Source organism: Pseudomonas sp. 21LCFQ02, from assembly GCF_024129895.2.
Lineage (GTDB): Bacteria > Pseudomonadota > Gammaproteobacteria > Pseudomonadales > Pseudomonadaceae > Aquipseudomonas.
Genome location: NZ_CM178749.1, coordinates 686,148 through 713,053, shown reverse-complemented (window position 1 = coordinate 713,053; position 26,906 = coordinate 686,148). Strand labels below are relative to the sequence as shown.

The following is a 26,906-nucleotide window of genomic DNA, read 5'->3' as shown; positions in this document are numbered from 1 at the left end:
GTGGTTACGCATCGGGTTATTTGCGTCCCCAGGCCAGCCTGGGAAAGCTCAAGGCATTGCGTGCGGAGATGACCAGCGCCACCAGCGTCATGACGATCAACAGGCTCCAGCCGGGAATGTAGCTGTGCGTCAGGTCTTTGAGTAAGCCCAGCGCAGGTGGCATGAGCACAATAGCGACCTGATTACAGGCCATGGCCAGTCCCAGTGCAAAACCGGTTTTGCTCGCCGGGGCGGACTCCGCGACATAGGCGACCCAGGGACCGTACCAGCCAAACCCGAAAAAGCCGAGCCAGCCTGCCAGCAGCGCCAGCAGGACGAAGGTATGCATAGGCATCCAGATCAGGGTCAACAGGCCAACGATAATGGCCAGCATGCAAGTCATAACGGGAAAGTAGCGCCCTGACTGACACCGGTCACTCCATGCCGCCAGGATGATCCGGCCCATTACCCCGGCCCCTTGGGCGATAAAGAGCAATGAGGCCGCCGCCGTGATGCTCAAGTCCAGTCGGTCGTACAGATACAGTGCGGTGAAAATCAGGATGCCGTATTGCACCGAGATCAGGCTGATCCCGGAGATCATGATCTGCTTCATCGCCGGCTCCTTCAGCATCGAGAAGCGCGATGCCAGGGTTGCCTTGAGATCCTGCGCAGCAGCTCGCGCCGGGCCTTGCTCGCCTGGGTCCGGGTTGGCGCTGCGGTAAAACAGCAGGAAGATCACGGCACCGGCAAGGGCCACCAGCCCGCCGGCCAGAAACGACCATTGCCAGCCCCAGCGGGTGGCAATATACGGCAGCATCGCGGCCGACAGCGCGCCCCCCAGTGGCAGCCCGGCTTGGCGGATGCCCATCGCAAAGCCGCGCTGGTGCCTGGAGAACCAACTGGAAACCGATTTGCTGCCGCCTGGCTGAGCGGTGCTATAGCCGGCACCGACGATGATCAGAAACAGCAACAACATAAGGTAGCTGTTGGCGAACATCGCCGCACAGAGCGCCGCTGCCACAAGCAAGGTGCCGATACCGACAACCCAGCGCTCATCGAAACGATCCAGTAACTCACCCGCCACCAGCAGCCCCACTATCGGAATCAGCTGCGCGGCAGACACTAACAGGCCAATCTGCAAGACCGACAGGTGCCAGTCCTGTTGAATGAAAATCGCAATTGCGCCAATCCCTTGAACGAAGAAGCACGCACTGGCTTGGGCAATGGTGGCGATCAAGAGGATGACCCAGCGATAGTTTGATTGCTGGCGCGGGTTGTCTGTAGCGCTCATAGAACAGTTTCCTGATACAAGGAGGTCGGTCCACAGTCGCCCAGTGGCGTCTGGCGTTGGGTGGCCAGGTATTCCGTCCTGACCAGATCCAGCCCCATTCGATGAATGATGCTTTCCGGAGCCGTTTCTATGCTCGCGCCGTTGGCCGTGACCTGTTCAAGGGCGATATGCAGCAGTTGCAGATTATCGCCCATATGCACACGTCCCTCGTTATCCACGCTGTACGGCGTGTCCTCCATGCCCACACGAAGAATATCGACCTTGCTGTCGGGTTGCGCGGCATAGGTGGCCAGACGTCTGAGCGCACACATTGGCGTGCCTTTCTGTGGCCCTACATCGACAGGCTGGTAGTGCAGCTCGGCATGTTGTGGCATGACCGCAGCGCCAACAGTGATGGTCACCTTGCGCTTTATTTCGTTCGGGTTGGCCAGGTCGTATTCAAGGCTCTTGGCAATGTCGACGATATTGCAGAACTCTTCGTAGGTCTGAGGAAACGGCAGGCGACTCGAAAAACCGAACAGCAGGATGATATTCAACTGCCCCGAACTGCCCAGGCGCAGGGCCGGGTGTTCGACGGCAAATCGCGTCATGCCGTAACTGCGCGTCAGTTGCACCCATTCCACTTCATGGAACAGGCCCAGTTGTTGGCGTGCGGCAATGGCGTTGCGGTAGATCTGGAACTGGATCAACGGCGAGGTGCTGCCGTAATCGGCGCCTTTACTTGTAGAGTTTGTTTCCATGGTGGCTTTCACCACGCGGTCAGAGGGCGTGTAGCTGTTGATGTCCTGAGCAAACTGAGCGCTGGACAGGTACTCGATGTCAAACTTCCTCAGCTTTCTTTCCATGTCACAGATGACTTGCAGCTCGATGGCAGCCTGAATCGTCACGAAGTGGGCACCACCAAAGTGCAAAGGCAAGGCACACTGGCTGACGCGCTCCCATTCGCCGAATTTCTTGATGTTGTCTTGTACTTCACGACCATTGCGGCTGGCGCCAAAACTGAGCAGGGTGTCTTTGCAGGCGCGCTGAATGGTGCGGCTGACCGACTGATAAATCTCATTGTCGGTGGTCTGTTCCCGGGTCAGCGGGTTGCGCGCGTGGTAGTGATAGTAGCGGCAGCCTGATTCATAGAGTTCGATCGCTTCGTCGACGATCGCTTGTTCGCTGGCATGAATGGTTGCCCCGGTGCAAATAGAGTCCAGCAGTTGATCACCCGTGATGTAATGATTGCGCGGCGTGAACTTGGCGCCCGTGGAAGCGCACCCGAGGATCAATGTCTTATGTGGCGTACTCATCTGCACTTCCTTGTCAAAGTCATTCCATCTGACTGCCATCCGGGCAGCGTCCGCTTTTTAGCAGTACTGCTGACAGATGCCATTGCGGTTTTGGCAAAAGGTGTTGCAACAATGGCAGCGTCGGATGAGTGCGCAGCGCTTTGCCGTGCTGAATCGGTCATGCCATGATGCGGCGTCAACGGATATGGCGAGATTCGCAAGATGAGCGATCTTCGGACTTTGAAAGATTTCCTGGTGCTGGCGCGTATTCTCAGTTTTTCTCAGGCCGCTGAACGTTGCAATGTGACGACCTCAGGGTTGAGCCGACGCATAAACAGTCTTGAAGAGTGGTTGGGCGCACCGGTTTTCGATCGGTCCCGACACCGGCTTGAGCTGACCGATGCAGGCGAACAGTTGCAGGCTGCCGCGCTTGAGGCGGTCGCGTTGCTGGACAACGCCAAAGCCGCAGTCGCCCGCGCCAGAGAGCACAAGCGCTTGCATATTTCCCTGGCAGCCCCGCATATCATGTCCAGGGCCTTCTTCCCTGACTGGCTGCCCAGAGTGCGCAATCAGTCGAGCGCTACACGGTTTTCGATTGACTTCGCCAACTTGCCTGGCTGTTTTCGCGCGTTATCTGATCGAAAGGCAGACTTCGTCGTCGCCTTTAGCGATGAGGGCAACGGTATCCGTGATTGTTTGTCAGGCGCCGTCGACTTTCAGCAGTTCGACATCCTGACGCTGGGCCATGAGCGCCTAGTCCCGGTCAGTGCCCCTGACATGCTGGGGGCGGCACTGAACAGTCTTGAGCCGGCGAGCGGTGAGGTATCTTATTTGCGCTATCAGCCTGAGTGCTCTCTGGGCTGGGCGCTGGAAAGAAAACTCGATATCGCAAAAAACCTGCCGGTGCTCACTGCCATTCATGACAGCTCGCTGGCCGATGGCTTGCATTCCATGGCGCTTATGGGACTTGGCGTGGCTTGGTTGCCATGGGCAATTGTCATCCAGGACATGGAACGAAAAAGGCTGGTTCGAGCGGGCGGGGAAGAGCATGACATCACCTTGAGTATCGAGCTGATTCGCCTTAAGCAGCCTCTGGAGACTCAGGCAGAGAAGTTCTGGCAGCATCTTTGTGAGATGGACCCGTCAATCAAAAAAAGCCGTCAGGTTCTCAGGGAGGCAGTGCACAGATCCGCGGTAAGCGTCTGATGGGCGCATGTCTAACGGCAACCTCCCGCTGTTGTCCTTGAAATGTCCTGCATCGCAATATCAGCCAATTTCTTGCCCACTCAGGCGAACTTTGCGGGTCGCGCAGGGATCAGTTCCTTGGGGATAAGCCCCATCGGATATCTGGATGGAGGAGAGTGCAGCGTGGCGGTTCAGTTAAAGACCCTGATTCTGTTAGTGGTGCTTTCGTTTGCGGGCAACCTGACCGTGCACGCTGCTGAAGTCCCGGCCCTGCCGCTCGGCGCTGCTGCTGCCGACAAGCCCGATGACAAGGCCGCCTCCGGGCCTGCCGAGAAAGCTCCGGTCGAGGAGAAAAAGGAGCCTGAAACCGACAAACCCGCCGAGGCGGAACCGCCAGCCGCTGAAATCCTTGTCGAGGGCGGCCTGCTGGGGGCTCTGAGCAGCAGCATCGACGATGTTCAGCGAGCGCTGAATCTCAACGGTGACCTGGTCGATACCTGGCGGCTGCGTGCAGACCGGGCCGCCACAGAGCTCGACAAGCTGGTCAACAAGCCTTCGCAACGCAGCGCCTGGCAGATGGTGGGCGACTTTCTGGTGCTGTCGGTGGTCTGGATCGGTACATTTGTGCTGCTCCATGGTCTGGGGCGCTTTATTGCCAAACGCTTGAACCGGCGAGCCTTCATGAGGACCCGAACGCGCAGTCAGGCGCTGCTCAAGTACGTATTGCCGTTCACGGTTCCAGCGCTGATCTGCCTGCCCTTGACCCTGTATGTCAGCCAATTTCTACCGTCTTCGATTGGCCGGGCGCTGGCTTTGTGTTTTGCCTACGCCACCAGCAGCGGTGTGTTTTCGACCTCGGTACTGCTGTGCGTGATTGTCATGTTCAATGCCGGGCACAAGCGTACGGCGGTGAAGATCCTGCGTCGTTACACGCCGACGCCGCTGTTCGTCATCGGCTTTCTGGCGGCGCTCAGCGATGCCCTGACCAGCCCGCAGATCGCGCGGCAGATTGGCAGCAACGTCACGACCAGCATCGCGGTGTTCACTGGCCTGTTTGCCTCTGCGGTGTTCTGTGTGTTGGTTATCCGCATGCGCCGCCCGGTGGCACACCTGATTCGCAACCGGGCGCTGAGCAGCCGTATGCGCCAGCCAGCGCTGCAACAGTCGCTGAAGATCTTCTCCAACCTGTGGAATCTGCCGATTCTGTTGATGATCATGGTCTCGGCAATCAATCTGATCGGCGCTGGCGAGGACAGCCAAGAGACCCTGCGCTGCGCGCTGTTCACAACCTTGTTGCTGATTGCCACGGTGTTTCTCAGTACCGTGTTCCAGCACTTCTTCAAGCAGCCCTCGGACCCTGCGGTACGCACCGGCCATGCTTATAAAGCGCGCTTGCTCAGCCTGGTGTATGCCTGCCTGCGCATCGTGCTGGCGGTGACCTTCATTGAGGTGTTGGGGCGTATATGGGGCTTTTCGCTGTTCGAGTTCGCCCAGCGCAACAGCCTCGGCAGGGCGATCAGCGATTCGCTGAGCAGTATTGGCCTGATTTTCCTGGTGACCTGGCTGCTCTGGGTGGTCCTTGATACGGCGATTCAGGAAGCGCTCAAGCCGCCGGTCAACCATCGCTCCGGCCGCCAGCCCAGCACCCGGGTCAAGACCATTTTGCCGCTGCTGCGTAATGCGATAAAAATCATCCTCGTGGTGATCTGCGCCATTACCACCATGGCCAACCTGGGCATCAACGTTGCGCCATTGCTGGCGGGTGCCGGTGTCGTGGGCCTGGCAATCGGTTTCGGCTCGCAGCAACTGGTGCAAGATGTGATCACCGGCCTGTTCATCATCATCGAAGACACCTTTTCGGTCGGCGACTGGGTGGTGCTCAGCACCGGCCATTCAGGTACGGTCGAAAGCCTGACGATCCGCACGGTGCGCCTGCGTGACGGCAAAGGCTTTGTGCACTCGGTGCCGTTCGGCCAGATCAAGGCAGTCACCAACCAGTCGCGGCAGTTTGCCTATGCGTTCTTCTCGGTGCAGTTCACTTATGACACCGATATTGACGAGGCGCTGGCGCTGATCCGCGAGACCGGTCATTCGATCACTGAAGACATCCTGCTCAAGAACAACCTGCAAGGTCCGTTGGAGGTCTTCGGTGTCGACCGTATGGACCTCAACGGCGTGGTGCTGACCGCGCAGTTCCGCACCTCTTCAGGCGGGCAATACAGCGTTGGCCGAGCCTTTAACGAACGGCTCAAAAAGCGCGTTGACCAGCATCCGAAGGTCCACTTCGCCCAGACTTACCCGCAGATGGTCATGAACCCCGGAGCCGCGCACCGCCCGCCGGCGCTAGAAGGGCCACCAGCCCCTGCTGGCGCATGACGGCAAGGGCAGCGCACAACTGTTGGGCACCGGCGGGCAACGTGTTATGTTTGCAGGCGTTTTGAACCTGATGATTTGATAAAAACCGAGACCGAGCCTGCAGACTCTATGCGAATGCGCCTTATGCTGTTGGGCGGCGGGAATGCCCTCGGGCAGGCGCTGATACGACTGGGTGCCGAGGAAGATATCGCGTTCCTCGCACCGCGTCCGCCGCAAGACGGCTGGGACGCAGCCAGCCTCACGCAACTGCTCGACGACACCCGCCCCGACGCCCTGATCAACCTGGCCTATTACTACGACTGGTTCCAGGCCGAAACTGTCAACGAAGCGCGCCTGGACGCCCAGGAACGCTCCGTAGAGCGCTTGGCCGAACTGTGCCAGCATCACGGTATTACCTTGCTGCAACCGTCCAGCTACCGGGTCTTCGACGGCTCGCGAGCGACTGCCTACAGCGAAAAGGACGAGCCGGTGCCGCTGGGCCTGCGCGGCCAGGCACTCTGGCGGATCGAGCAGAGCGTTCGCGCCGCGTGTCCGCAGCATGTGCTGGTACGCTTTGGCTGGCTGCTCGACGACAGCCCGGATGGCGTGCTCGGGCGTTTTCTGAGCCGCGCCAAGGACGCTGAAGAGTTGTTGCTGGCCGATGACCGACGCGGTAATCCGACGCCCGTCGATGACGCCGCGCGGGTCCTGCTCTCGGTGCTCAAGCAGCTCGACTGCGAGGCACCTCTGTGGGGCACCTATCACTACGCCGGCCACGAAGCCACCACGCCGATTGCCCTGGGCCAGGCGATTCTTACCGAGGCGCGGCTGTTGCACCCGCTGGCCATCGAAGCACCGACCGCACAGGCTCACGCCGCGCGGCCCGATGCAGCTGAAGAGCCGCAGCACGCGGTGCTGGCCTGCAAGAAAATCCTTCATACCTTCGGGATCAAGCCACGCGCCTGGCGCGCCGGGTTGCCCGTTCTGCTAGACCGGTATTATCGGCATGTCTGACGCTCCTATCCTGATTACCGGCGGTGCCGGTTTCATCGGCTCACATCTGGCCGACGCCCTGTTGGCCAAAGGTTACCCGGTCAGGATTCTCGACGACCTGTCCACCGGCAAGCGCAGCAACCTGCCGCTGGATAACCCCAACGTCGAACTGATCGAAGGTGATGTGGCTGACGCGGCACTGGTCGCACGCGCTGCCGTGGGTTGTCAGGCGGTAGCGCATCTGGCCGCTGTCGCTTCGGTACAGGCTTCGGTGGACGACCCGGTAAAGACGCACCAGAGCAACTTCATCGGGACCCTGAACGTCTGTGAGGCCATGCGCGAGGCGGGCATCAAGCGGGTGGTGTTCGCCTCCAGTGCTGCTGTGTACGGTAACAATGGCGAAGGCGAGCCGATCAGTGAAGACACCCCCAAGGCGCCGCTGACTCCCTATGCCAGCGACAAGCTGTCCAGCGAGCATTACCTGGATTTCTATCGCCGCCAGCATGCGCTGGAGCCGGTGGTGTTCCGCTTCTTCAACATCTTCGGGCCGCGCCAGGACCCGTCCTCGCCGTACTCGGGAGTGATCAGCATCTTCGCCGAGCGCGCCACCCAGGGTAAGCCGATCAGTGTGTTCGGCGATGGTGAGCAGACCCGTGATTTCTTCTACGTTGGCGATCTGGTCAAGCTACTGGTTCAGGCACTGGAGCAGCCGACAGTTGAAGAGGGCGCGATCAACGTCGGCCTGAACCAGACCACCTCGCTCAATCAGTTGCTGGCGGCTCTGAAGGATGTGGTTGGCAGCCTGCCAGAGGTGAGCTATCAGCAGGCGCGCCCTGGTGATATCCGCCATTCCCGGGCCAATAACCAGCGCCTGTTGCAGCGTTTCACCCTCGAAACGCCGATGCCGCTGACTGACGGCCTGGCCAGGCTGTTGGGGCGCTGAATAGCGCTTGATGCAACGCTACAAAAAGGCACTTCATCACTGAAGTGCCTTTTTTATTTATCCGGTGTGCCGGCTCAGAACTTGTAACCCACACCCACCATGTAAACCCACGGGTCGATATCCACATCCACCTTGGTCTTGCCAACACTCAGCGCTGACGGACCGTCGACGCTGGCCTTGGTGTCGATGTCCACGTACCACACCGAGGCGTTGAGCATGACGTGATCGGTCAGTTGGTAATCCACGCCCACCTGACCGGCCAGGCCCACCGAGTCCTTGAGTTTGAGGTTGCTGAAGCCCTGGTCCTTGCGGTTACCCGCCAGGTCGGTATCGAAGAATTTGGTGTAGTTGATGCCCACGCCGACATACGGCTGGAAGGCAGACGAGGCGGCCATTGGGTAGTACTGCAGCGACAGGGTTGGTGGCAGTTGCTTGATATCGGCCAGCTTGCCATCCAGACCTGGGCCGAGGCCATGAACCGAGACGGTGTGGCTGAACGGTGTAGCGGCCAGCAACTCGATACCGACATGCTCGGTCAGCATGTAGGCAAAGGTCAGGCCCAGTTGGTTTTCGCCATCAACCGAGGCTTTGGTGCCGGAAACCTTGCTGCCATCCAGACGCACTTCACCGCTGTCTTCATGCGGGTCGACGTGGGCAACGCCGGCACGCACGATGAAATCACCGGCCTGGTGAGCATGGGCAACCAGCGGGGCGGCGAGGGCGAGTGCACAAAGGGATGCGCACAGCAGGGACTTGTTCATCAAAGGCTCCAGAGCGGTTAAAAAGTCTGGAGCCATGTTAAAAAAGCGTCTGCGTCGCGGTTTTGACTCAGCTCAATGAAAGTGTGATGACACTCAGAGGGTGTCCACAAAATGGCTGCACTCGGCAACACTGCGTTGAAATCGACCTTTCAGGAATCCGACAGTTCGTAGACAAAAATCTTGTCTGCCACCATCTGGTAGCCGGCCTCGGCCAGTTCGCTGCTGGTGTGTTTGGCCTGCATCGGTCCTTCGATCCAGTACGGCTGGTACAGCTCTTCGACCTTCACGCCCAGCTCGCTGGTGACATGCACGATCTGATTGGCCGGTGGTGGTGGTACGTGGATGCAGGCGCCAAAGAACGGCACCAGCAGAAACTCGGTCACCCGGCCTTCCTCGCTGACTTCCAGTGGCACGATATAACCCGGCAGGCGCACCAGTTTGCCGTCCAGCGCTTTGACCACCGGCGCGTCGGGGGCTTGCTGGTGGGCGGCGGGGGCTGATTCCATGCTCAGCGCGTCGGCCATTTTCGACAGGTCATGGATCGGCTGGGTGATTGGCGTCACCGGCGGCGCGTCTGCTGGAATCATGTCGTTCCAGGTCAGCACGCGGGGCTCGGCCGCCCAGGACGACAGGGGGACCGAAAGCAACAGGGCAAGCAGCAGGCGCCGCATGATCAACATCCTCATAAACGAATCGAAAGCCCGTCGGCCAGTGACTGACGATAGGCACGCCAGGCTGGCACCACCCCCATCACCAGCGCAGCGCCCAGAATGCCAGCAAGCAGGCTCCATTCATATTGGCTGGGCGAGGAAAGCGGCAGATACAGACCGTATTCGGACTGGACGTAACCTTGTGCGGCGGCGATGCCGGTGTACAACAGCGCAAGCCCAGCCAATACGCCAATCAGGGCCAAGGCAAAGGCTTCCAGAATCAGCAGGCTGGCGACATGCCAGGGGCGTGCGCCCACCGAGCGCAGGATCGCCATTTCCCGGCGCCGCTCGTTGAGGCTGGTCAGGATGGCCGTGAGCATGCCGATCAGCCCGGTCAGCACCACGAACAGCGAGATCACGAACAGCGCTTTCTCAGCCGTGCCCATCAGGCTCCACAGCTCCTGCAAGGCCACGCCCGGCAGGATCGCCAGCAGCGGTTCACCCCGGTACTCGTTGACTTCACGCTGCAGGGTAAAGGTCGAAATCTTGCTGTTCAGGCCGAGCATCATGGCGGTGATCGCCGTGGGCGTCAGGTCCATATTGCGCGCCTGGTCGGCGGAGATTTGTTGGTTGCCGCGCGCGGGTACGCCGTTGTGCCAGTCGATGTGAATCGCCTCCATGCCGCCGAGGCTGATGTGCAGGGTGCGGTCCACCGGCGTGCCGGTGCGCTTGAGAATGCCCACCACGGTAAAGGGCTTGTCGTCGTGCTTGACCAGGCTGATGGTGGCCACACCATGGGCCAGCACCAGTTTGTCGCCCAACTGGTAATGCAGCGCTTCGGCCACCTCGGCGCCCAGCACCACCTCGAAAGGGTCGGTCTGGAATGCGCGGCCCTGGGCCAGTTCCAGCGGTTGCTGGCGGCCGTAGCGGTAGTGCTCGAAGTACGCCTCGCTGGTGCCCATCACCCGATAGCCGCGGTGCGAGTCGCCCAGGGAAATCGGAATTGCCCACTTTACCTGACGATGCTGGGCGAAGTGTTCGAAGCTCTCCCAACGAATATTGTTGGTCGCGTTGCCAATGCGGAACACCGAGTACAGCAGCAGGTTGACCGAGCCGGAGCGGGCGCCAACGATCAGATCAGTACCGCTGACGGTGCTGGCGAAGCTGCTGCGGGTCTCGGTGCGTACCCGTTCCACGGCCAGCAGCAGGCACACCGACAAGGCGATGGCGAAGGCGGTCAGGAATGCGGTGAAGCGGCGGTTGGCCAGGCTGGCCATGGCCAGGCGAAACAGATACATCTCAATTCTCCACGGCGGCGGCGCGATTGAGTTCGGCCAGCGACAGGCTGCGGTTGAACAGCGGCGCCAGGCTCTGGTCATGGCTGACGAACAACAGGCTGGAGCCGGCGGCACGGCACTCGGCGAACAGCAGTTGCAGGAAGGCCTCGCGGGCGTCGGCGTCCAGCGCCGAGGTCGGCTCGTCGGCGATTACCAGCTCCGGCTGGCCAATCAATGCGCGGGCGGCGGCGACCCGCTGTTGCTGGCCGATCGACAGCGAGTCGGCGCGACGTTCCTGCAAGGTCGCATCGTGCAGGCCCAGATGGCTCAGCAGCTCGCTGGCTGCCTTGGCCACTGACCCATGACGCTGGCTGGCGCGACCTGCACGGACTTTGGAAAAGTGGCAGGGCAGTTCGACGTTCTCCCGTACCGACAGAAACGGCAGCAGGTTGAACTGCTGAAAAATATACCCGGTGTGGTCGACCCGGAAGCGGTCGCGAGCGGCGGCTGACAGCCCGGTCAGCTCTTGCCCCAACAGCCGGACACTGCCGCTGACCGGCGTCTGCACACCGCCCAGCAGGCCCAGCAGAGTGGTTTTGCCGCTGCCACTGGGGCCTTTGAGAAACAGTGTTTCGCCAGCCTCCAGACGAAAAGCCGGGATGTCCAGCAACTGTGGTTGGCCGGGCCAGTTAAAGCCCAGTTCGCTCAGCTCGATAAGTGCCTGGTTCATGCCCTGACTCTCAAATGGGGAAAACGAAACGACCGGGCAAGCCCGGTCGCTGATACAGCCACAGACTCAGAACTTGACGCTCGGATTGGCTGCGATGACCTCGGCACCGGACTGGCCGCCAGGAGAAATCAGCTGCACCTGGAGCTTCTTGGTGTCAGGGAAGGTCTTGAAGACCTGGCTCAGGTCGAGTTTCTTCAGAATGGCCGGTGCATCGCAAGTGAAGATGTAGTTGGCGTGGATTTCACTGTGTTCGTGCTCGCCGCTCTCGGCCGGTTTCGCGTGATCGTGATCCTTGGCGTGGTCATGTTCATCTGGCTTGTCGCCAAACAGCGGGCTTTCCAGCTTCACCGAACGGGCCGAGCAATGGGCGGCTTCAGAGATGCTGAACAGCGCGTTGGGCTTGAGCAGATATTCGCGGGCCTTGGCGACTTTGGCTTTGTCTTCAGCGCTGCTCGGGGCGTGCTCGAAGCCGACAATGTTCATCGCCGGGCTTTCGAATTGCACTTGCAGCGTCTTGCCTTCAAGTACCACATCCAGGCGACCGACACCGTGTTCATGGGCGCCCAGGCTGCCGTGGTCGTGCTCATGGTCATGATCGTGCTCCGCTGCGGCCTGGGCGAAAGCCAGCGGCAGCAGGGCGAAGGGCAGGGCGAGCAACAGACGGCGCATAACGGACTCCGGCGGGATGACTTGAAATGTAATGTAATCTTATAACAGAGGTCGGCAATGATAGCGGTTTTTTTTGCCGCTGCCGAGGGCAGCTGTGGGAGCATGCGTATCTGATTGTTGGAAGGGGCAGACCATGCTGCGGATTCGCGGAAGCATCGGCCAGTGGCCGGTGGACCTTGAGATTGAAATGGATGAAGGCGATTGGGCGAGGTTGTTTGCCGGGTTCGGCACCGCGCAGCCAGGCAATGGCCAGCAGGTTGCGACGTCCGAGGACGCCCGGCCTACGGCGACCAGCCAGCCGCTCAACCAGGACGACCGGCTGTGGCAACACGCCCAACAGCTGCTGCAACAAGCCGGTGCATTGAGCGGCCCGGACCTGCTCGGGCAACTTGAAAGCCTGGCCGGCAGCGCCGCAGCGGCCAAGCGCTTGCTGGTGCGGCTACGTCACAACGCCCAGGTCAAGGTCGAAAGCGGCGCTGATGCGCCGCTGTACAGCTGGGTTCAATAAAGCGCGGCGAACAGCTTGCGGCGGTAGGTCGTGACCAGAGGATGGTCATTGCCGAGCAGATCGAACACTTGCAGCAAGGTCTTGTGCGGCAGGCCTTCGCTGTAACCACGGTTGCGGACAAACAGCTTGAGCAGGCCTTCGAGTGCCGCCTCGTACTGCTGGCGCGCCAGTTGCTGGACGGCCAGCTGGTAAGCGGCTTCGTCGTCCTGCGGGTTCTGCGCCAGGCGGCTCTTGAGCTCAGCGCTTTGCGGCAGTTGCGCGGCCTGGCCGAGGAAGGTCAATTGCGCTTTGGCACCGGCCAGTTCAGCCTTGTGTGCATCGTCGCTGTTGACCGCATCCAGTACGGTGCGTGCTTCGCCCAGTTCACCGCGTTCAGCCAGGCAGCGTGCATACAGGATCAGACCCTTGGCGTTGCTGTTGTCTTCACTGAGCAGCACCTTGAGCTGCGCTTCGGCTTCGGCAAACCGGCTTTCGGCAAACAGTTGCCCGGCCAGTTGCAACGGGTCGGCAGCCGCCGGTGCCGGCAGTTGCACGTGCGGCTCCAGGAATTTGCGGATTTCCGACTCCGGTTGTGCGCCGGCAAACCCGTCGACCGGCTGGCCGTCCTTGAACAACACGATGGTCGGCAGGCTGCGGATGCCGAAGCGGCCGACGATTTCCTGTTCGATGTCGCAGTTGACCTTGGCCAGTATCAGATTGCCCTGATAGCCCTCGGTGATCTGTGCCAGCAGCGGCATCAGTACCTTGCATGGCGCGCACCACTCGGCCCAGAAATCGACCAGTACCGGTTGCTGGAAGGACTTCTCGATGACCTGTTGATCGAAGGTGGCGACGGTTACGTCGTAGATATAAGGCGTGTCCTGGCTCATTGCGCGTCTCGCATCTCGGGATGCTGCCAACTATAAAGGTCACAAGGCATTGCTGAAAGCTGTGTGCTCCGAGCGGCTGGCGTGATACAGGCTGACATGGCGAAATTCATGGGGCTCGGCCAGGTCCGGCAAGGTCAGCGCCTGCAGGCTGGCCAGGCGCTGGTAGGACCGATGCTGGAAGTCGCGCACCCGTGAGTCGGCCACCAGTGCCTGATGGCCGCGGCTGAGAAAATGATCCAGCAGTGGCAGGTTGGCGCGGTCGTAGAGCACGTCAGCGACCAGGATCAGGTCGAAGCGGTCGGCCTCGGCAAAGAAGTCTGTCGAGTAACTGAGCTTCACGTCATTGAGTGCGGCGTTGGCTCGGCAGGCATGAAGGGCCAGCGGGTCAAGGTCGCAAGCCACCACCTCCAGTGCCCCGGCCTTGGCCGCAGCAATGGCCGCCACTCCGGAGCCAGAGCCGAAATCCAGCACCCGTTTGCCAGCCACCCAGTGCGGCTGTTCGGCGAGAAAGCGCGCCAGTGCCAGGCCGCTGGCCCAGCAGAAACCCCAGTAGGGCGGTTGTTCGAGAATGCGCCGGGTTTCTTCCGGGCTGAATGCCCGGTCCATGTTCTGCTCGTCGATCAGCCACAGGCTCAGGTCGGTGCCCGGCAGCGGCGTGACCACCAGCCGGGCATCGCCAAGTAATTGGCTTAATGCGTGCTGCAGGACTTTCACGGTGCCTTGACGAGTTGCAGCGGGCCGAGTGCCTGGGTATTGGGCTGCTCGATGCGCAGCGCAGGCAGATGCAGGATCAACTGGCCGGACTGGCTGGCACGCCCGCGCAGCTCGACCCGCGCGCCGACCGGGAACGCCTCGGGGTTGAAGCGCACCTGGAACGGCAGCGACTGGCCGTTGCCCTGGAGTTTGGTACTGGCCAGCAGCTTCTGCGGCCGACCGCGCTCGTCGATCACCAGAATCGCCAGTTCGACTTCCGCGCCTGCCGGGATGCCCAGCAACTGGCCGCTCAATTCACGCTGATGTGGCAATAGCGGGCCTGGACCTTCCGGCTTCTTGACGACGGCTTGCGCCGGGCGGGCCGGGGTCGGCTCCGGTGCTTCATTGCTGCTGCAGGCGCCCAGCAGTGCAACCAGGCCGAGCACGGCGAAATGTCTTGGTGACATGAATACTCCAGCTAAAACAGTGGAGGAGCACGCATCGGCTCCGGCATCGGGTAAACGTGACGGCAGTTTCATATTGCCGTGGCGCTGTGTCCAGCGCTCTGAGTCTTGTCTTGGCGACGAGATGCGCTACCATGGCGCTCCCCTTTTTCAGTGGCTTGCCACCATGCACTGTCCCTTCTGCGCTGCCAATGACACCAAAGTCATCGACTCGCGCCTGGTTGCCGAAGGCGAGCAGGTCCGTCGCCGTCGCGAGTGTCTGGCCTGCGGCGAGCGTTTTACCACCTTCGAGACCGCCGAACTGGTCATGCCGCGGCTGATCAAGCAGGACGGCAGACGTCAGCCTTTCGATGAAGAAAAACTGCGGGCCGGCATGCAGCGGGCGCTGGAAAAGCGTCCTGTCAGTGTTGAACGCCTGGAAGCGGCGCTGGTGCATATCAAGCACAAGCTGCGAGCGACCGGCGAGCGTGAGCTCAAGTCGCTGGTGGTGGGTGAGCTGGTCATGGGCGAGTTGCAAAAGCTCGATGAGATTGCCTACATCCGCTTTGCTTCGGTGTATCGGCGCTTTCAGGACCTCAACGAATTTCGCGAAGAGATCGAGCGCCTGGCTCGTGAGCCGGGCAAGGAATGAGCGCGCAGCAAGCGGTACTCGACGCCGGTTACATGGCTCGCGCGCTGGAGCTGGCACGCAAGGGGCGTTACTCCACCCATCCCAACCCGCGGGTCGGTTGCGTGATCGTGCGCGATGCTCAGGTGGTGGGCGAAGGCTGGCATGTACGGGCCGGTGAGCCGCATGCCGAAGTGCATGCCCTGCGTCAGGCCGGTGAACAGGCCCGTGGGGCCACCGCCTATGTCACTCTTGAACCGTGCAGCCATCATGGCCGCACCCCACCGTGCGCTGACGCATTGGTCAAGGCAGGCGTGGGGCGGGTGGTGGCGGCGATGCAGGACCCCAATCCGCAAGTGGCCGGGCGTGGCTTGCAGCGCCTGCACGACGCTGGCATCGAAGTCCACAGCGGTGTGCTGCAAGCCGAGGCGCGTAAGCTGAACAAAGGCTTTATCAAACGTATGGAAAGCGGCCTGCCTTATGTGCGGGTCAAGCTGGCCATGAGCCTGGACGGGCGCACGGCGATGGCCAGCGGCGAAAGCCAATGGATCACAGGTCCCGAGGCGCGTGCCGCCGTCCAGCGTTTGCGCGCCCAATCGAGCGTAGTGCTCAGCGGTGCCGACACGGTACTCACCGACAACGCACGGCTGACAGTGCGCCCCGAACAACTGGCTCTGGACCCAGAGCAGACCGCTCTGGCCGCCAGCCGGGCACCATTGCGGGTCCTGGTCGATGGCCGCTTGCGAGTGCCTCTGGACACCGCTTTCTTCCAGGCTGGTCCGGCGCTGGTGGCGGCTTGTGCGGGCGCCGATGCCGTGGCGCATTACCAGGCGCAGGGCCATGAATTGCTCAGCCTGCCCGGTGCGCAGGGGCATGTCGATTTACGCGCTTTGCTGCTTGAGCTGGGCGCGCGCGGAGCCAATGACGTGTTGGTCGAGGCCGGCCCACGACTGGCCGGGGCCTTCACTCAGCTTGGCCTGGTCGACGAATACCAGATCTTCATCGCCGGCAAGTTCCTCGGCTCCAGCGCCAGGCCGTTGCTGGATTTGCCGTTGTCGCGAATGGATGAAGCCCTAGAGCTCAATATCGTGAAAATGCGTGCAGTTGGCAGCGATTGGCACGTCATTGCTCTGCCTGCGCCCAGACGCGGCGTATAATTTCCGGCTTTGCCCTGGCGCCTGTTGGCGTGCAGCCTGTTCCTGCGGAGGATCCCCATGTTTACCGGCATCATCGAATCGATCGGCAGCATCCGTGCACTGACTCCCAAAGGCGGCGACGTTCGGGTGTATGTGGAGACCGGCAAACTCGACCTGAGCGATGTCAAGCTCGGCGACAGTATCGCGGTCAACGGCGTGTGCCTGACCGCGGTTGAACTGCCAGGCGACGGTTTCTGGGCCGATGTCAGCCGCGAAACCCTCGACGTCACCGCATTCGTCGACCTCAAGACCGGCAGCCTGGTCAACCTGGAAAAGGCCCTGACTCCCAGCTCACGGCTGGGCGGCCACTTGGTCAGCGGTCACGTCGATGGCGTGGGCGAGATCGTTTCGCGGGAAGAAAACGCCCGGGCGATCCAGTTCCGTGTGCGTGCGCCGCGTGAGCTGGCCAAATACATCGCTCACAAAGGCTCGATCACCGTTGATGGCACCAGCCTGACCGTCAATGCCGTGCACGGCGCCGAGTTCGAGCTGACCATCGTGCCGCACACCCTGGCCGAGACCATCATGGCTGACTACCGCCCGGGGCGTAAGGTCAACCTTGAAGTCGACCTGCTGGCGCGTTATCTGGAGCGCCTGCTGTTGGGCGACAAGGCCGCCGAACCGACCCAGGGCGGTATCACCGAAAGCTTTCTGGCCGCCAACGGCTACCTGAAATCCTGAATTAAGGGGGTGCCGCGTGGCGCTCAACACGATTGAAGACCTGATCGAAGACATTCGTCAGGGCAAGATGGTCATCCTCATGGATGACGAAGACCGCGAGAACGAAGGCGACCTGATCATGGCCGCCGAATGCGTCAAGCCTGAGCACATCAACTTCATGGCCCGCTACGCGCGCGGCCTGATCTGCATGCCCATGAGCCGCGAGCGTTGTGAAACGCTCAAGCTGCCGCTGATGGCGCCGCGCAACGGTTCTGGCTTCGGCACCAAGTTCACGGTGTCCATCGAAGCCGCCGAAGGCGTGACCACCGGTATCTCTGCTGCCGACCGTGCACGCACTGTGCAGGCGGCAGCGGCCAGGGATGCCAAGGCTGAAGACATCGTCAGCCCCGGCCATATCTTCCCGCTGATGGCCCAGCCTGGCGGCACTCTGGCGCGTGCCGGGCACACTGAGGCCGCCTGCGACCTGGCGCGGATGGCCGGTTTCGAGCCGTCCGGGGTGATCTGCGAAATCATGAACGACGACGGCACCATGTCGCGTCGCGCCGAGCTGGAAGCTTTCGCCCTTGAACATGACATCAAGATCGGCACCATTGCCGACCTGATTCACTATCGCATGACCCACGAACGTACCGTTCAGCGGATTGCCGAGCAGCCGATGGACAGCGAAGTGGGGCACTTCAACCTGGTGACCTACCGTGATTCGGTCGAAGGCGAAGTGCATCTGGCCCTGATCCTGGGCAAGATCTGCGCCGAAGAGCCGACTCTGGTGCGGGTCCATAACATGGACCCGCTGCGCGACCTGCTGCTGGTCAAACAGCCCGGCCGCTGGAGCCTGCGCGCCGCCATGGCAGCCGTGGCAGAGGCCGGCAGCGGTGTCGTGCTGCTGCTCGGTCACCCGCTTGATGGCGATGTGCTGTTGGCGCATATTCGGGAAACCGCCGGGCAACAGCCGATCAAGTTGCCGAGCACCTACAGCACGGTGGGCGCCGGTTCGCAAATCCTGCGCGACCTCGGTGTGCGCAAGATGCGCCTGATGAGTTCGCCAATGAAGTTCAATGCGATATCCGGTTTTGATCTGGAAGTTGTAGAATACGTGCCATCGGAATGACAACTCGCGCGCAGATAGAGCAAAAACCCAGGTTTTTGCCGTCTGCGCGTCGTGCTTTTTGATTGATGACCTAATGGGCACCTCGAAAAATGTAGGCGAGGCAGTCAGCGCAAGGCGAGAACCGGCGAGAAAGCGGAGTTTACGGGGTGTAAATGAGCATTTTGAGCCGGTTTTCAATGCCGCGATGGCAACGCAGGTAGTTTTTAGAGGTGCCCTGACATTTTCAATGTTCGCCACTGAGGCGAACCCGCTCTTTATACGGGACTCAAGCGCATGACCCTGAAGACCATCGAAGGTACCTTCATCGCACCACAAGGCCGCTACGCCCTTGTGGTTGGCCGTTTCAACAGTTTCGTAGTGGAAAGCCTGGTGAGCGGTGCTATCGATGCGCTGGTTCGCCACGGCATCAAAGAAAGCGACATCACCATCATCCGCGCGCCGGGTGCCTTCGAAATCCCGCTGGTCGTACAGAAAGTCGCCCAGCGCGGCGAATTTGCCGCCATCGTTGCTCTGGGCGCGGTGATTCGCGGTGGTACTCCGCACTTTGAATACGTGGCCGGCGAATGCGTCAAGGGCCTGTCCCAGGTCTCCATGGAGTTCGGCGTACCGGTTGCCTTCGGCGTGTTGACTGTCGACACCATCGAGCAAGCCATCGAGCGTTCCGGCACCAAGGCCGGTAACAAAGGTGCTGAAGCGGCCTTGTCGGCTCTGGAAATGGTCAGCCTGCTGGCGCAGTTGGAGGCCAAGTGATTTCCGACGAAAGCGACAAGTTCAACCCGCGCGAACCCAAGTCACCGGACGTCGCCAAGAGCAAGTCCGCCAAGCGCCGCGAAGCACGGCAACTGGCGACCCAGGCGTTGTACCAGTGGCAGATGGCCGGTCATTCGCTGAACGAGATCGAAGCGCAGTTTCGCGTCGATAACGACTTCAGCAATGTTGACGGCGGTTATTTCCGCGAACTGCTGCACGGCGTGGCCAGCCACAAGGGCGAGATCGACACTGCGCTCAAGCCGTGCCTGGACCTGACCATCGAAGAACTCGACCCGGTTGAACTGGCCGTGCTGCGGCTGTCCACCTTCGAACTGCTGCGTCGCATCGACGTGCCGTATCGCGTGGTGATCAACGAAGCGATCGAACTGGCCAAGGTCTACGGCTCCACTGACGGCCACAAGTTCGTCAACGGTGTGCTGGACAAACTGGCGCCAAGCCTGCGTGCTGCTGAAGTCAAAGCTCACAAGCGCTGATCGGCTTGTCGATAAGGCAGGCTGTCATGGGTGAGTTTGAACTGATCCGTCACTACTTCGCCGCCGCGCCCTGTGCGCGGCCCGGCGAGTCGGTCGCGCTGGGCATCGGTGACGATTGCGCCTTGCTCAGCCTGGCGGCGGGCGAGCAACTGGCGGTGTCTACCGACACCCTGGTGGCCGGGGTGCACTTTCCGGTTGTCTGTGATCCCTTCCTGCTTGGCCAGCGCGCCCTGGGTGTTTCCGCCAGCGACCTGGCGGCGATGGGCGCCCGGCCGATTGGCTTCACCCTGGCGCTGACCCTTCCTGACTTCACGGCCGACTGGCTCAAAGCCTTTGCCGAAGGTCTCAATCGGATGGCCGAAGCCTGCGGGCTGCGCCTGATCGGTGGCGACACCACCCGTGGCCCGCTGAGCCTGACCCTGACAGTTTTTGGCGCTGTGCCTGGCGGCCAGGCGCTGACCCGTGGCGGCGCGCAGATTGGCGAGCTGCTGTGTGTCGGCGGGGCGTTGGGCGATGCGGCGGGCGCCTTGCCGCTGGTGCTGGGCGAGCGCAGCACTGAGCCTGCTGTCAGCGAGCCACTGCTGGCCCGCTACTGGTCGCCACAACCGCAGTTGGCGCTGGGTATGGCCCTGCGCGGCAAGGCCACGGCCGCGCTGGATATTTCCGACGGCTTGCTGGCCGACTGCGGGCATATCGCCAAGGCGTCAGGCGTGCGCCTGCTGGTTGAACGCGACTGTTTGCCGATGTCCAGTGCACTGCTCGACCTGTTGGGCGACGTTGCTGCGCAACAGGCAGCCCTGAGCGGCGGTGACGATTATGTCCTGGCTTTTACTCTGCCAGCCCCTCAGCTGGCCGGCTTGCAAGCCGCTGGTTGGCCGATCACTGTCATCGGTCAGGTGACTGCCGGCGAAGGCGTTGCGCTGATCGACCGAGACGGCCAGGACATCACCCCGGCAGTGCGCGGTTATCAACATTTTCGAGATTCACAGTGAATAACAATCCCGACAAGATTTCTGCCGAGTACGTGCCGCCTTCGGTATGGACCAACCCTTGGCATTTCATGGCGTTTGGTTTCGGTACCGGAACCCTGCCCAAGGCACCGGGCACCTGGGGTTCGCTGATCGCCCTGCCGTTCATTCCCCTGTGGCAGATGCTGCCGGGCTGGGGCTACGGCCTGATGCTGACGATCACCCTGATCTTCGGTTGCTGGCTGTGTGGCAGAGTCGCCGATGATCTGGGCGTGCACGATCATGAAGGCATCGTCTGGGATGAGATTGCCGGCATGTGGATCACCCTGTGGCTGGTTCCCGAGGGCTGGCACTGGCTGCTCGCAGGTTTTGTGCTGTTTCGGTTTTTCGACATTCTTAAACCCTGGCCCATTTGCTGGTGCGACCGGAATATCCAGGGCGGCATCGGCATCATGTTCGACGACGTACTGGCCGGTGTGATGGCCTGGTTGTCGCTACAAGGGCTGGTGTGGATCGTCGACTTAATCTAGTTTTCTGATATTGACGTACGAAAATTCGGCATAAGCGAGTGTCAAACCTGCTGTTACAATGCCGGCTTGCCTGATTTCACATTTAGGAGCACAGGGTGCCCGTCGTTTTTGTCGCCGCTTCCAAATTGCCCACGCCTTTTGCGCAATTCACCATGCACGGCTTTCTTGAGTCGGCCACCGGGCGTGAACACGTTGTCCTGAGCCTTGGCGAGATCGCCGATGGCGCGCCTGTGCTCGGCCGGGTGCATTCCGAATGCCTGACAGGTGATGCGTTGTTCAGCCAGCGTTGCGATTGCGGCTCCCAGCTCGAAGCAGCCCTGCGGGCGATTGCTGAAGAAGGCCGTGGTGTGTTGCTGTATTTGCGCCAGGAAGGCCGAGGTATTGGCCTGATGAACAAGATCCGCGCCTATGAGCTGCAGGATGGTGGTGCCGATACCGTCGAGGCCAACGAGCGCCTGGGCTTTGCCGCCGACATGCGTGAGTACGGCATCTGCCTGCCGATGCTTGAGCACCTTGGCGTGGAGTCGCTACGGCTGATGACCAATAACCCGCGCAAGGTCAAGGCGCTGACCGACATGGGCATCAAGGTTGCCGAGCGGGTGCCGCTGCACACCGGGCGCAATCCGCATAACAAGCTGTACTTGGCTACCAAGGCCGGCAAGCTGGGCCATATGATGGGCAATGAGCATCAGAGCGAGGTCGATCCGGCGTGACCCGGGGCGAGGTGTATCAGCGACTGGAGCTGGCCTGGTGGCGGCAACTGGGCCTGACCCTTGCGCCGCTGCTGCTCGCCTGCCTGTTCTTCAAGGCTTCGGAGCCGGGGATCATGGCGTTGCTGTTGTTTGCAATGGGCGCTGGGTCGTTGTTGATCAGCGTCAGGACCCATGGCGTCTACAAGCGTGCGCTGGAAACCACCCGTACTCACCTGGATACACCGCAGGAACCCGCTGCCTGGCTGAACCTGGCGGCGGTGCGGCGTATCGCGTTTCTGGCGGCCAGTACCCCGGCGTGGTTTGCGGCGATTGGCGTGTTGTTCAGCCTGAACGCCGCGCTGGTGTTCCTGCTGGCGTTTGCCAGTATCGGATTGTTGTTCCTGTACCGTATTCCACGTCTGGTGCCGCCGCAGCCTGCGGCCTAAGCGGTAAAGATCGATACACCGAACCGGATCGTTCGCGGCTGAAGCCGCTCCTGCAAGGTTTGTGAAACCGTAGGAGAGGCCGGGCGGCGATCCGCTTCAGCCGCGAAGGCGTCAGTTACCCATCAACTCCAGGCGCCGCGCAATCGCCGCCGCGATCCCTTCGGCATCCAGGCCGCATTCAGCCAGCATTTGCGCCGGCTTGGCGTGCTCTACATAGGTGTCCGGCAGCCCCAGATGCAGTACCGACTTGAGAATATTGGCCTGGGCGAGGAATTCGCTGACCGCAGCGCCAGCGCCACCCATCACCGAGTTCTCCTCGACAGTCACCAACAGCTCATGACCAGCAGCGATTTCGCGCAGCAGCGCTTCGTCCAGCGGCTTGACGAAACGCATGTCGACCACCGTCGCATCAATCGGCTCAGCGGCTTTTAGCGCGTCGGCCAACTGCACGCCAAACACCAGAATCGCTACGCCGTTACCCTGGCGACGGATCACACCCTTGCCAATCTCGATCGGCGCCAGACCCGCCTCGATGGCGGCGTTCGGACCGGTGCCGCGTGGATAGCGCACCGCCGCCGGGCCTTCGTGCAGGTAGCCGGTGGTCAACATCTTGCGCAGCTCGTTCTCATCGCTCGGGGTCATGATCAGCATGCCCGGGATGCAGCGCAGGTAAGACAGGTCGAAACTGCCGGCGTGGGTCGGGCCGTCTTCACCCACCAATCCTGCGCGGTCGATGGCAAACAGCACATCGAGGTTTTGCACCGCCACGTCATGCACCAACTGGTCATAACCGCGTTGCAGGAAGGTCGAATAGATCGCCACGACCGGCTTGCTGCCCTCGCAGGCCATGCCGGCGGCCAGGGTCACCGCGTGTTGTTCGGCAATCGCCACGTCGAAATAACGCTGCGGAAAACGCTCGGCGAAATCCACCAGGTCAGAGCCTTCCTTCATGGCCGGGGTGATGCCCACCAGCCGCTGGTCCTGGCTGGCCATGTCGCATATCCACTGGCCGAACACTCCGGCGTACTTCGGCCCACCGGGCTTCTTGGGCGCGGCGGCCGGAGCGTCCAGCGGGTCGAGTTTGGTGATCGCGTGATAACCGATGGGGTCGACTTCCGCCGGGGCGAAGCCCTTGCCCTTTTTGGTGACCACATGCAGGAACTGCGGCCCCTTGAGGTCGCGCATGTTGCGCAGGGTAGCGACCAGGGTCGGCAGGTCGTGGCCGTCGATCGGGCCGATATAGTTCCATCCCAGCTCTTCGAACAGCGTGCCAGGCACCAGCATGCCCTTGGCGTATTCTTCGGTACGACGGGCGATTTCCCAGGCACCGGGCAGGCGCGACAGCACTTTTTTGCTGCCTTCGCGCATGCTGGTGTACGTGCGGCTGGAGAGGATCTTGGCCAGGTAGTTGGACAGGCCGCCGACGTTGCGCGAGATCGACATGTCGTTGTCGTTGAGGATCACCAGCATGTCGGCGTTGACTTCCGGTGCATGGTTCAACGCTTCGAAGGCCATCCCTGCGGTCAGCGCGCCGTCGCCGATCACGGCAATCGACTTGCGCTCGATGCCTTGCAGACGAGCGGCAACGGCCATGCCCAGCGCGGCGCTGATCGAGGTGCTGGAGTGGCCGACGCCGAACGTGTCGTACTCGCTTTCGCTGCGCCGCGGGAATGCCGCAATGCCGTCCTTCTGGCGCAGGCTCAGCATGCGCTGGCGACGGCCGGTGAGGATCTTGTGCGGATAGGCCTGATGACCGACGTCCCAGACCAGGCGGTCATCGGGCGTGTCGAACACGTAATGCAGGGCGATGGTCAGTTCGATGACACCCAGACCTGCGCCAAAGTGGCCGCCGGTCTGGCCTACGCTGTAGAGCAGTTCAAGGCGCAGTTCATCGGCCAGGGTTTCCAGCTCGGCTTCGCCGAGGCGGCGCAGGGCGTCCGGTGTGCCAGCACGGTCGAGCAACGGCGTGACGGGGCGCTCGCGGGGAATCTCTTTGAACGTCTTGGGCATCAGGCGAATCGTTATAAGTAGAAGACGCGGCAGTTTACATCAAGCATGGCAGGCTGCCCATGAAGCGCGTCGTGGATGAGTAATGCTGTACGTTTCGACGTGGCAGATCAGTATTGATTCGCTAGCGGGAAACATACGGCGACAGGCGGTGCCAGTCAGTTACGTCGCTCGACAATGTACTGGGCCAGCGCGCGCAACGGTTCGGCGGCCGCGTCGAATGGTCGCAGGGCTTCAAGTGCCTGGTCACGCAGCTCCAGCGCATAGGCCTTGGCGGCGTCCAGCCCCAGCAATGCAGGGTAGGTCGGCTTGTCGCGGGCGATATCGGCGCCTTGGCGTTTGCCCAGCGTTGCCGTGTCGCTCTCTACATCGAGAATGTCGTCCTGAACCTGAAAAGCCAGACCGACGGCGCGCGCGTAGACCTGCAAGGCCGCCAGCCGCTCGCTGTCGGCGTGGCCGCTGGCCAGGGCACCGAGGCGTACACTGGCTTCGATCAGGGCGCCGGTCTTGTGCCGGTGCATGTTCTCCAGTGCAGCCTGATCAAGCTTCAGACCCACCGAACCCAGGTCGATGGCCTGGCCGCCGACCATGCCGGCGGGACCGGCGGCACGGGCCAGGGTCTCGACCATCTGCAGGCGGGTTTGCGCATCGCGCACGTTCAGTTGCGGGTCGGTCAGGGCGCTGAACGCCAGGCTTTGCAGGCCGTCGCCGGCAAGAATCGCGCAGGCTTCGTCGAAGGCCTTGTGGGTCGTCGGCTGGCCGCGCCGCAGGTCGTCATCGTCCATGGCTGGCAGGTCGTCATGGACCAGCGAGTAGGCGTGAATCAGTTCCACCGCACAGGCTGCGCCATTGGCGTGTTCCGGGATGCCGCCCATGGCCTCGCAGGCCGCGTAGGCCAGTAGCGGGCGAACCCGTTTACCGCCGTTCATCACGCTGTAGCGCATCGCCGCATAGATGCGGTCCAGCTCGGCGGTCGGGGCCTTGAACAGCGGTTCCAGAGCACGGTCCACGCGGGCCTGGCTCAGTGCTTGGTAGGTTGCGATCATTGCGCTTGATCCGCTTGGAGTGAGTCACTTTCAAACGGTGCTTCGGCCAGTTCGCCATCACGCTCAAGCAGGATCTGGACCTTCTGTTCGGCCTGGGCCAGCGCACTCTGACAATCGCGGGTCAGGCGCACGCCTTGTTCGAACGCCGTCAGGGAGTCCTCCAGCGACAACTCGCCATTTTCCAGACGCTCTACCAGCGTTTGCAGATCGGCGAGAGACTGTTCGAAATCCAGTGCAGCTTTCTTGCGAGCCATGAGCTATTTCCGGTCAGGGTGAACCGGCGCGACACTAGCAGAGCCGCGCCATCGGGGCAAATTGCACAGCCGGGCGAACCGCTGTCAGCCTGCAGTGGCAAAAGGGCGCCTCTAAAAACGTAGGCGATGGCGCGCGTAGCGCCGCAGGCGCCCAGCCAGCAGGTAGTTTTTAGAGGTGTCCAAAGCCGGCCTGCAAATCAGCGATCAGATCATCGGGATTTTCCAGGCCGATCTGCAAGCGCAGCACCTGCCGGCTACGGCCATCAGTAAACAGGTAGACCTCGCTGACCAGGCTTTCGAAGCCGCCCCACGAATAACCGATGCCAAATAACTTCAGGGCGCTGACAAAACGGTCGGTGGTGCCTGCCGCATCGCTGTTGAATTCAAAGCTGAGCAGGCCATTGCAGCCGTGGAAGTCGCGTTGCCACAGGGCATGACCTGGGTGCTCCGGCAACGCCGGGTACATGACCTGCGCGACCTGGGGCTGGGCCTGGAGCCATTGCGCCACCTGCAAGGCATTGCGCTCATGCATGGCCAGCCGTGCGGCCAGGCTGCGGGCACCGCGCAGCACCAGATAGGCGTCGTCCGGGCTGACGGTACTGCCCATGGCAATCTGCATGGTCTTGAGGGTCTTGAAGTGCGCTTGGGTGGTGCTGACGCTGCCCATCATCACGTCCGAATGGCCGGCCACGTATTTGGTCAGGGCCATCAGCGAGATATCTGCGCCCAGTTCCAGTGGCTTGAACAGCACCCCCGAGCCCCAGGAGTTATCCACCGCCAGCAACAGCTCGCGGGTTTTACACAACCGGGCCAGGGCCGGCAGGTCGCACAGCGCGAAGGTCTGCGAACCTGGGACTTCGGCGTAGATCATCCGTGTGTTGGGCTTGATCAGGGCTTCGATATCGCTGCCATCAGCGGCGTAGTAATCGAATTCGATATCGAAGGCGGTCAGCAGCGTGCGCGCCAGACGCCGTACGGGCGGATACACCGCCTCGGTAATCAGTACGTGCTGGCCGGGGCGCAGAAAAGCCTGAAACATCTGCCCAACCGCGTTCAGCCCGGTGGGGTACAGGCAGGTGCCGTGGGCGCCTTCGAGTTCATTGATCAGGTCCTCCAGCGCAAAGGCGGTGGGGTTGCCATTGGCCGCGTAGGTCAGCGAGCGTTCGCTTTGCGCCCGCAGCTCTTCGGCTTCGCGCAGGCTGGCCAGGCTGTCGAACAGCACGGTGCTCATGCGTACCACCGGCGGATTGACCGACAGCCCGGCGCCACTGGCTGCGCTGCGACCGCCCTGGCTGAGCGCGGTATGGGCACGAGGGTCTTTGGCGATAGGCATGGCAGGCTCCGAAGCTCTGGAAGACGGGCACTCATACTACATGCACTGCACTGTTCCCCGTCAGGGCGTAGTGCATTTGTAGGAAACATCCCCGCATGGCGTAGGCGCCATCTGGTTGTTTGCCCGGCGCTCTACCTGATCGTGCTTCTCGAC

At 61.6% G+C, this 26,906-nt stretch carries 29 protein-coding genes; 15 read left to right on the top strand and 14 right to left on the bottom strand.

The genetic code is table 11. The features are described from left to right. Positions 1–16: 16 nt before the first annotated feature. Both NJC40_RS03315 and NJC40_RS03310 read right to left on the bottom strand, forming a co-directional pair. Entirely contained in the window at positions 17–1,270 is a 1,254-nt protein-coding gene (locus tag NJC40_RS03315) for an MFS transporter (RefSeq protein ID WP_253141553.1), read from the bottom strand. Next, a complete protein-coding gene (locus NJC40_RS03310; protein WP_253141560.1) occupies positions 1,267–2,565 on the bottom strand; it encodes a 3-keto-5-aminohexanoate cleavage protein in 1,299 nt (432 codons plus the stop codon). The genes NJC40_RS03315 and NJC40_RS03310 overlap by 4 nt, the downstream gene beginning before the upstream one ends. Positions 2,566–2,766: 201 nt before the next feature. Between NJC40_RS03310 and NJC40_RS03305 the strand changes: the two genes are divergently transcribed. The 4 genes from NJC40_RS03305 to NJC40_RS03290 all read left to right on the top strand — a co-directional run bounded on the left by NJC40_RS03305 (position 2,767) and on the right by NJC40_RS03290 (position 8,020). Beyond that, positions 2,767–3,750, top strand: a complete 984-nt coding sequence (locus tag NJC40_RS03305) for a LysR family transcriptional regulator (protein ID WP_253117387.1) — start codon at positions 2,767–2,769, stop codon at positions 3,748–3,750. Positions 3,751–3,912: 162 nt separating this feature from the next. Further along, the gene (locus tag NJC40_RS03300; protein WP_253141561.1) at positions 3,913–6,105 is read left to right on the top strand and encodes a mechanosensitive ion channel family protein; all 2,193 of its coding nucleotides are present in this window, start codon (positions 3,913–3,915) and stop codon (positions 6,103–6,105) included. Between the two features lie 108 nt (positions 6,106–6,213). Next, positions 6,214–7,098, top strand: a complete 885-nt coding sequence (locus tag NJC40_RS03295; protein WP_253117389.1) for a sugar nucleotide-binding protein — start codon at positions 6,214–6,216, stop codon at positions 7,096–7,098. After that, a complete protein-coding gene (locus NJC40_RS03290) occupies positions 7,091–8,020 on the top strand; it encodes an NAD-dependent epimerase/dehydratase family protein (protein ID WP_253141562.1) in 930 nt (309 codons plus the stop codon). The genes NJC40_RS03295 and NJC40_RS03290 overlap by 8 nt, the downstream gene beginning before the upstream one ends. A gap of 74 nt (positions 8,021–8,094) precedes the next feature. Here NJC40_RS03290 and NJC40_RS03285 read toward each other — a convergent pair whose 3' ends face one another. From NJC40_RS03285 to NJC40_RS03265, 5 genes are all read right to left on the bottom strand, one after another. Beyond that, entirely contained in the window at positions 8,095–8,781 is a 687-nt protein-coding gene (locus tag NJC40_RS03285; protein WP_045484014.1) for an OmpW/AlkL family protein, read from the bottom strand. 149 nt (positions 8,782–8,930) lie between these two features. After that, positions 8,931–9,452: a DUF3299 domain-containing protein gene (locus tag NJC40_RS03280; RefSeq protein ID WP_045493890.1), complete on the bottom strand. Its 522-nt coding sequence runs from the start codon at positions 9,450–9,452 to the stop codon at positions 8,931–8,933. An 11-nt stretch (positions 9,453–9,463) separates the two neighbouring features. Continuing rightward, the gene (locus NJC40_RS03275) at positions 9,464–10,729 is read right to left on the bottom strand and encodes an ABC transporter permease (RefSeq protein ID WP_045484010.1); all 1,266 of its coding nucleotides are present in this window, start codon (positions 10,727–10,729) and stop codon (positions 9,464–9,466) included. 1 nt (position 10,730) lies between these two features. Then, positions 10,731–11,438, bottom strand: a complete 708-nt coding sequence (locus NJC40_RS03270; RefSeq protein WP_045484007.1) for an ABC transporter ATP-binding protein — start codon at positions 11,436–11,438, stop codon at positions 10,731–10,733. A 66-nt stretch (positions 11,439–11,504) separates the two neighbouring features. Further along, positions 11,505–12,107, bottom strand: coding sequence for a DUF2796 domain-containing protein (locus NJC40_RS03265; protein ID WP_045484004.1), 603 nt, complete (start codon positions 12,105–12,107; stop codon positions 11,505–11,507). Positions 12,108–12,240: 133 nt separating this feature from the next. Between NJC40_RS03265 and NJC40_RS03260 the strand changes: the two genes are divergently transcribed. Continuing rightward, positions 12,241–12,615: a hypothetical protein gene (locus NJC40_RS03260; protein ID WP_253141563.1), complete on the top strand. Its 375-nt coding sequence runs from the start codon at positions 12,241–12,243 to the stop codon at positions 12,613–12,615. Here NJC40_RS03260 and trxA read toward each other — a convergent pair. The 3 genes from trxA to NJC40_RS03245 are packed head-to-tail and all read right to left on the bottom strand — an operon-like array spanning position 12,609 to position 14,644. Next, positions 12,609–13,484: a thioredoxin gene (trxA, locus tag NJC40_RS03255; RefSeq protein WP_045483998.1), complete on the bottom strand. Its 876-nt coding sequence runs from the start codon at positions 13,482–13,484 to the stop codon at positions 12,609–12,611. The two genes, NJC40_RS03260 and trxA, sit on opposite strands and share 7 nt — an antisense overlap. 39 nt (positions 13,485–13,523) lie before the next feature. After that, entirely contained in the window at positions 13,524–14,198 is a 675-nt protein-coding gene (locus tag NJC40_RS03250; RefSeq protein WP_253141564.1) for a class I SAM-dependent methyltransferase, read from the bottom strand. Further along, positions 14,195–14,644, bottom strand: a complete 450-nt coding sequence (locus NJC40_RS03245; protein WP_253141565.1) for a hypothetical protein — start codon at positions 14,642–14,644, stop codon at positions 14,195–14,197. Before NJC40_RS03245 ends, NJC40_RS03250 begins: the two co-directional genes overlap by 4 nt. Before the next feature lie 163 nt (positions 14,645–14,807). On the opposite strand from NJC40_RS03245, the gene nrdR reads away from it, so the two are divergent. From nrdR to NJC40_RS03195, 10 genes are all read left to right on the top strand, one after another. Further along, positions 14,808–15,272 (top strand): transcriptional regulator NrdR, encoded by a 465-nt coding sequence (nrdR, locus tag NJC40_RS03240; RefSeq protein WP_045493887.1) that lies wholly within the window; start codon positions 14,808–14,810, stop codon positions 15,270–15,272. Continuing rightward, positions 15,269–16,405, top strand: a complete 1,137-nt coding sequence (ribD, locus tag NJC40_RS03235; RefSeq protein ID WP_253141567.1) for a bifunctional diaminohydroxyphosphoribosylaminopyrimidine deaminase/5-amino-6-(5-phosphoribosylamino)uracil reductase RibD — start codon at positions 15,269–15,271, stop codon at positions 16,403–16,405. Before nrdR ends, ribD begins: the two co-directional genes overlap by 4 nt. 57 nt (positions 16,406–16,462) lie before the next feature. Next, positions 16,463–17,125 carry a riboflavin synthase gene (locus NJC40_RS03230; RefSeq protein WP_253141570.1) on the top strand — a complete coding sequence of 221 codons (663 nt, stop codon included), beginning with the start codon at positions 16,463–16,465 and terminating at the stop codon, positions 17,123–17,125. A gap of 16 nt (positions 17,126–17,141) precedes the next feature. Beyond that, positions 17,142–18,233 carry a bifunctional 3,4-dihydroxy-2-butanone-4-phosphate synthase/GTP cyclohydrolase II gene (ribBA, locus tag NJC40_RS03225; protein WP_253141572.1) on the top strand — a complete coding sequence of 364 codons (1,092 nt, stop codon included), beginning with the start codon at positions 17,142–17,144 and terminating at the stop codon, positions 18,231–18,233. A gap of 273 nt (positions 18,234–18,506) precedes the next feature. Further along, on the top strand, positions 18,507–18,983 hold the full coding sequence (gene ribH / locus NJC40_RS03220; RefSeq protein WP_045483981.1) for a 6,7-dimethyl-8-ribityllumazine synthase: 477 nt from the start codon (positions 18,507–18,509) through the stop codon (positions 18,981–18,983). After that, on the top strand, positions 18,980–19,477 hold the full coding sequence (gene nusB, locus NJC40_RS03215) for a transcription antitermination factor NusB (protein WP_045483978.1): 498 nt from the start codon (positions 18,980–18,982) through the stop codon (positions 19,475–19,477). The genes ribH and nusB overlap by 4 nt, the downstream gene beginning before the upstream one ends. Before the next feature lie 26 nt (positions 19,478–19,503). Continuing rightward, positions 19,504–20,469: a thiamine-phosphate kinase gene (thiL, locus tag NJC40_RS03210; protein WP_253141574.1), complete on the top strand. Its 966-nt coding sequence runs from the start codon at positions 19,504–19,506 to the stop codon at positions 20,467–20,469. Further along, the gene (locus tag NJC40_RS03205; protein ID WP_253141576.1) at positions 20,466–20,975 is read left to right on the top strand and encodes a phosphatidylglycerophosphatase A family protein; all 510 of its coding nucleotides are present in this window, start codon (positions 20,466–20,468) and stop codon (positions 20,973–20,975) included. The genes thiL and NJC40_RS03205 overlap by 4 nt, the downstream gene beginning before the upstream one ends. A gap of 95 nt (positions 20,976–21,070) precedes the next feature. Next, positions 21,071–21,688, top strand: coding sequence for a GTP cyclohydrolase II (gene ribA / locus NJC40_RS03200; protein WP_045483968.1), 618 nt, complete (start codon positions 21,071–21,073; stop codon positions 21,686–21,688). Then, the gene (locus NJC40_RS03195; RefSeq protein ID WP_253141578.1) at positions 21,685–22,113 is read left to right on the top strand and encodes an MFS transporter; all 429 of its coding nucleotides are present in this window, start codon (positions 21,685–21,687) and stop codon (positions 22,111–22,113) included. The genes ribA and NJC40_RS03195 overlap by 4 nt, the downstream gene beginning before the upstream one ends. Before the next feature lie 111 nt (positions 22,114–22,224). Here NJC40_RS03195 and dxs read toward each other — a convergent pair whose 3' ends face one another. The 4 genes from dxs to metC all read right to left on the bottom strand — a co-directional run bounded on the left by dxs (position 22,225) and on the right by metC (position 26,753). Then, complete coding sequence (dxs, locus tag NJC40_RS03190) at positions 22,225–24,123, bottom strand: 1-deoxy-D-xylulose-5-phosphate synthase (RefSeq protein ID WP_253117401.1); 1,899 nt, start codon at positions 24,121–24,123, stop codon at positions 22,225–22,227. 155 nt (positions 24,124–24,278) lie between these two features. After that, a complete protein-coding gene (gene ispA, locus NJC40_RS03185; protein ID WP_045483960.1) occupies positions 24,279–25,166 on the bottom strand; it encodes a (2E,6E)-farnesyl diphosphate synthase in 888 nt (295 codons plus the stop codon). Continuing rightward, positions 25,163–25,420, bottom strand: coding sequence for an exodeoxyribonuclease VII small subunit (locus NJC40_RS03180; RefSeq protein ID WP_045483958.1), 258 nt, complete (start codon positions 25,418–25,420; stop codon positions 25,163–25,165). The genes ispA and NJC40_RS03180 overlap by 4 nt, the downstream gene beginning before the upstream one ends. Positions 25,421–25,589: 169 nt before the next feature. After that, positions 25,590–26,753, bottom strand: a complete 1,164-nt coding sequence (gene metC, locus NJC40_RS03175; protein WP_045483956.1) for a cystathionine beta-lyase — start codon at positions 26,751–26,753, stop codon at positions 25,590–25,592. Between the last annotated feature and the right edge of the window lie 153 nt (positions 26,754–26,906).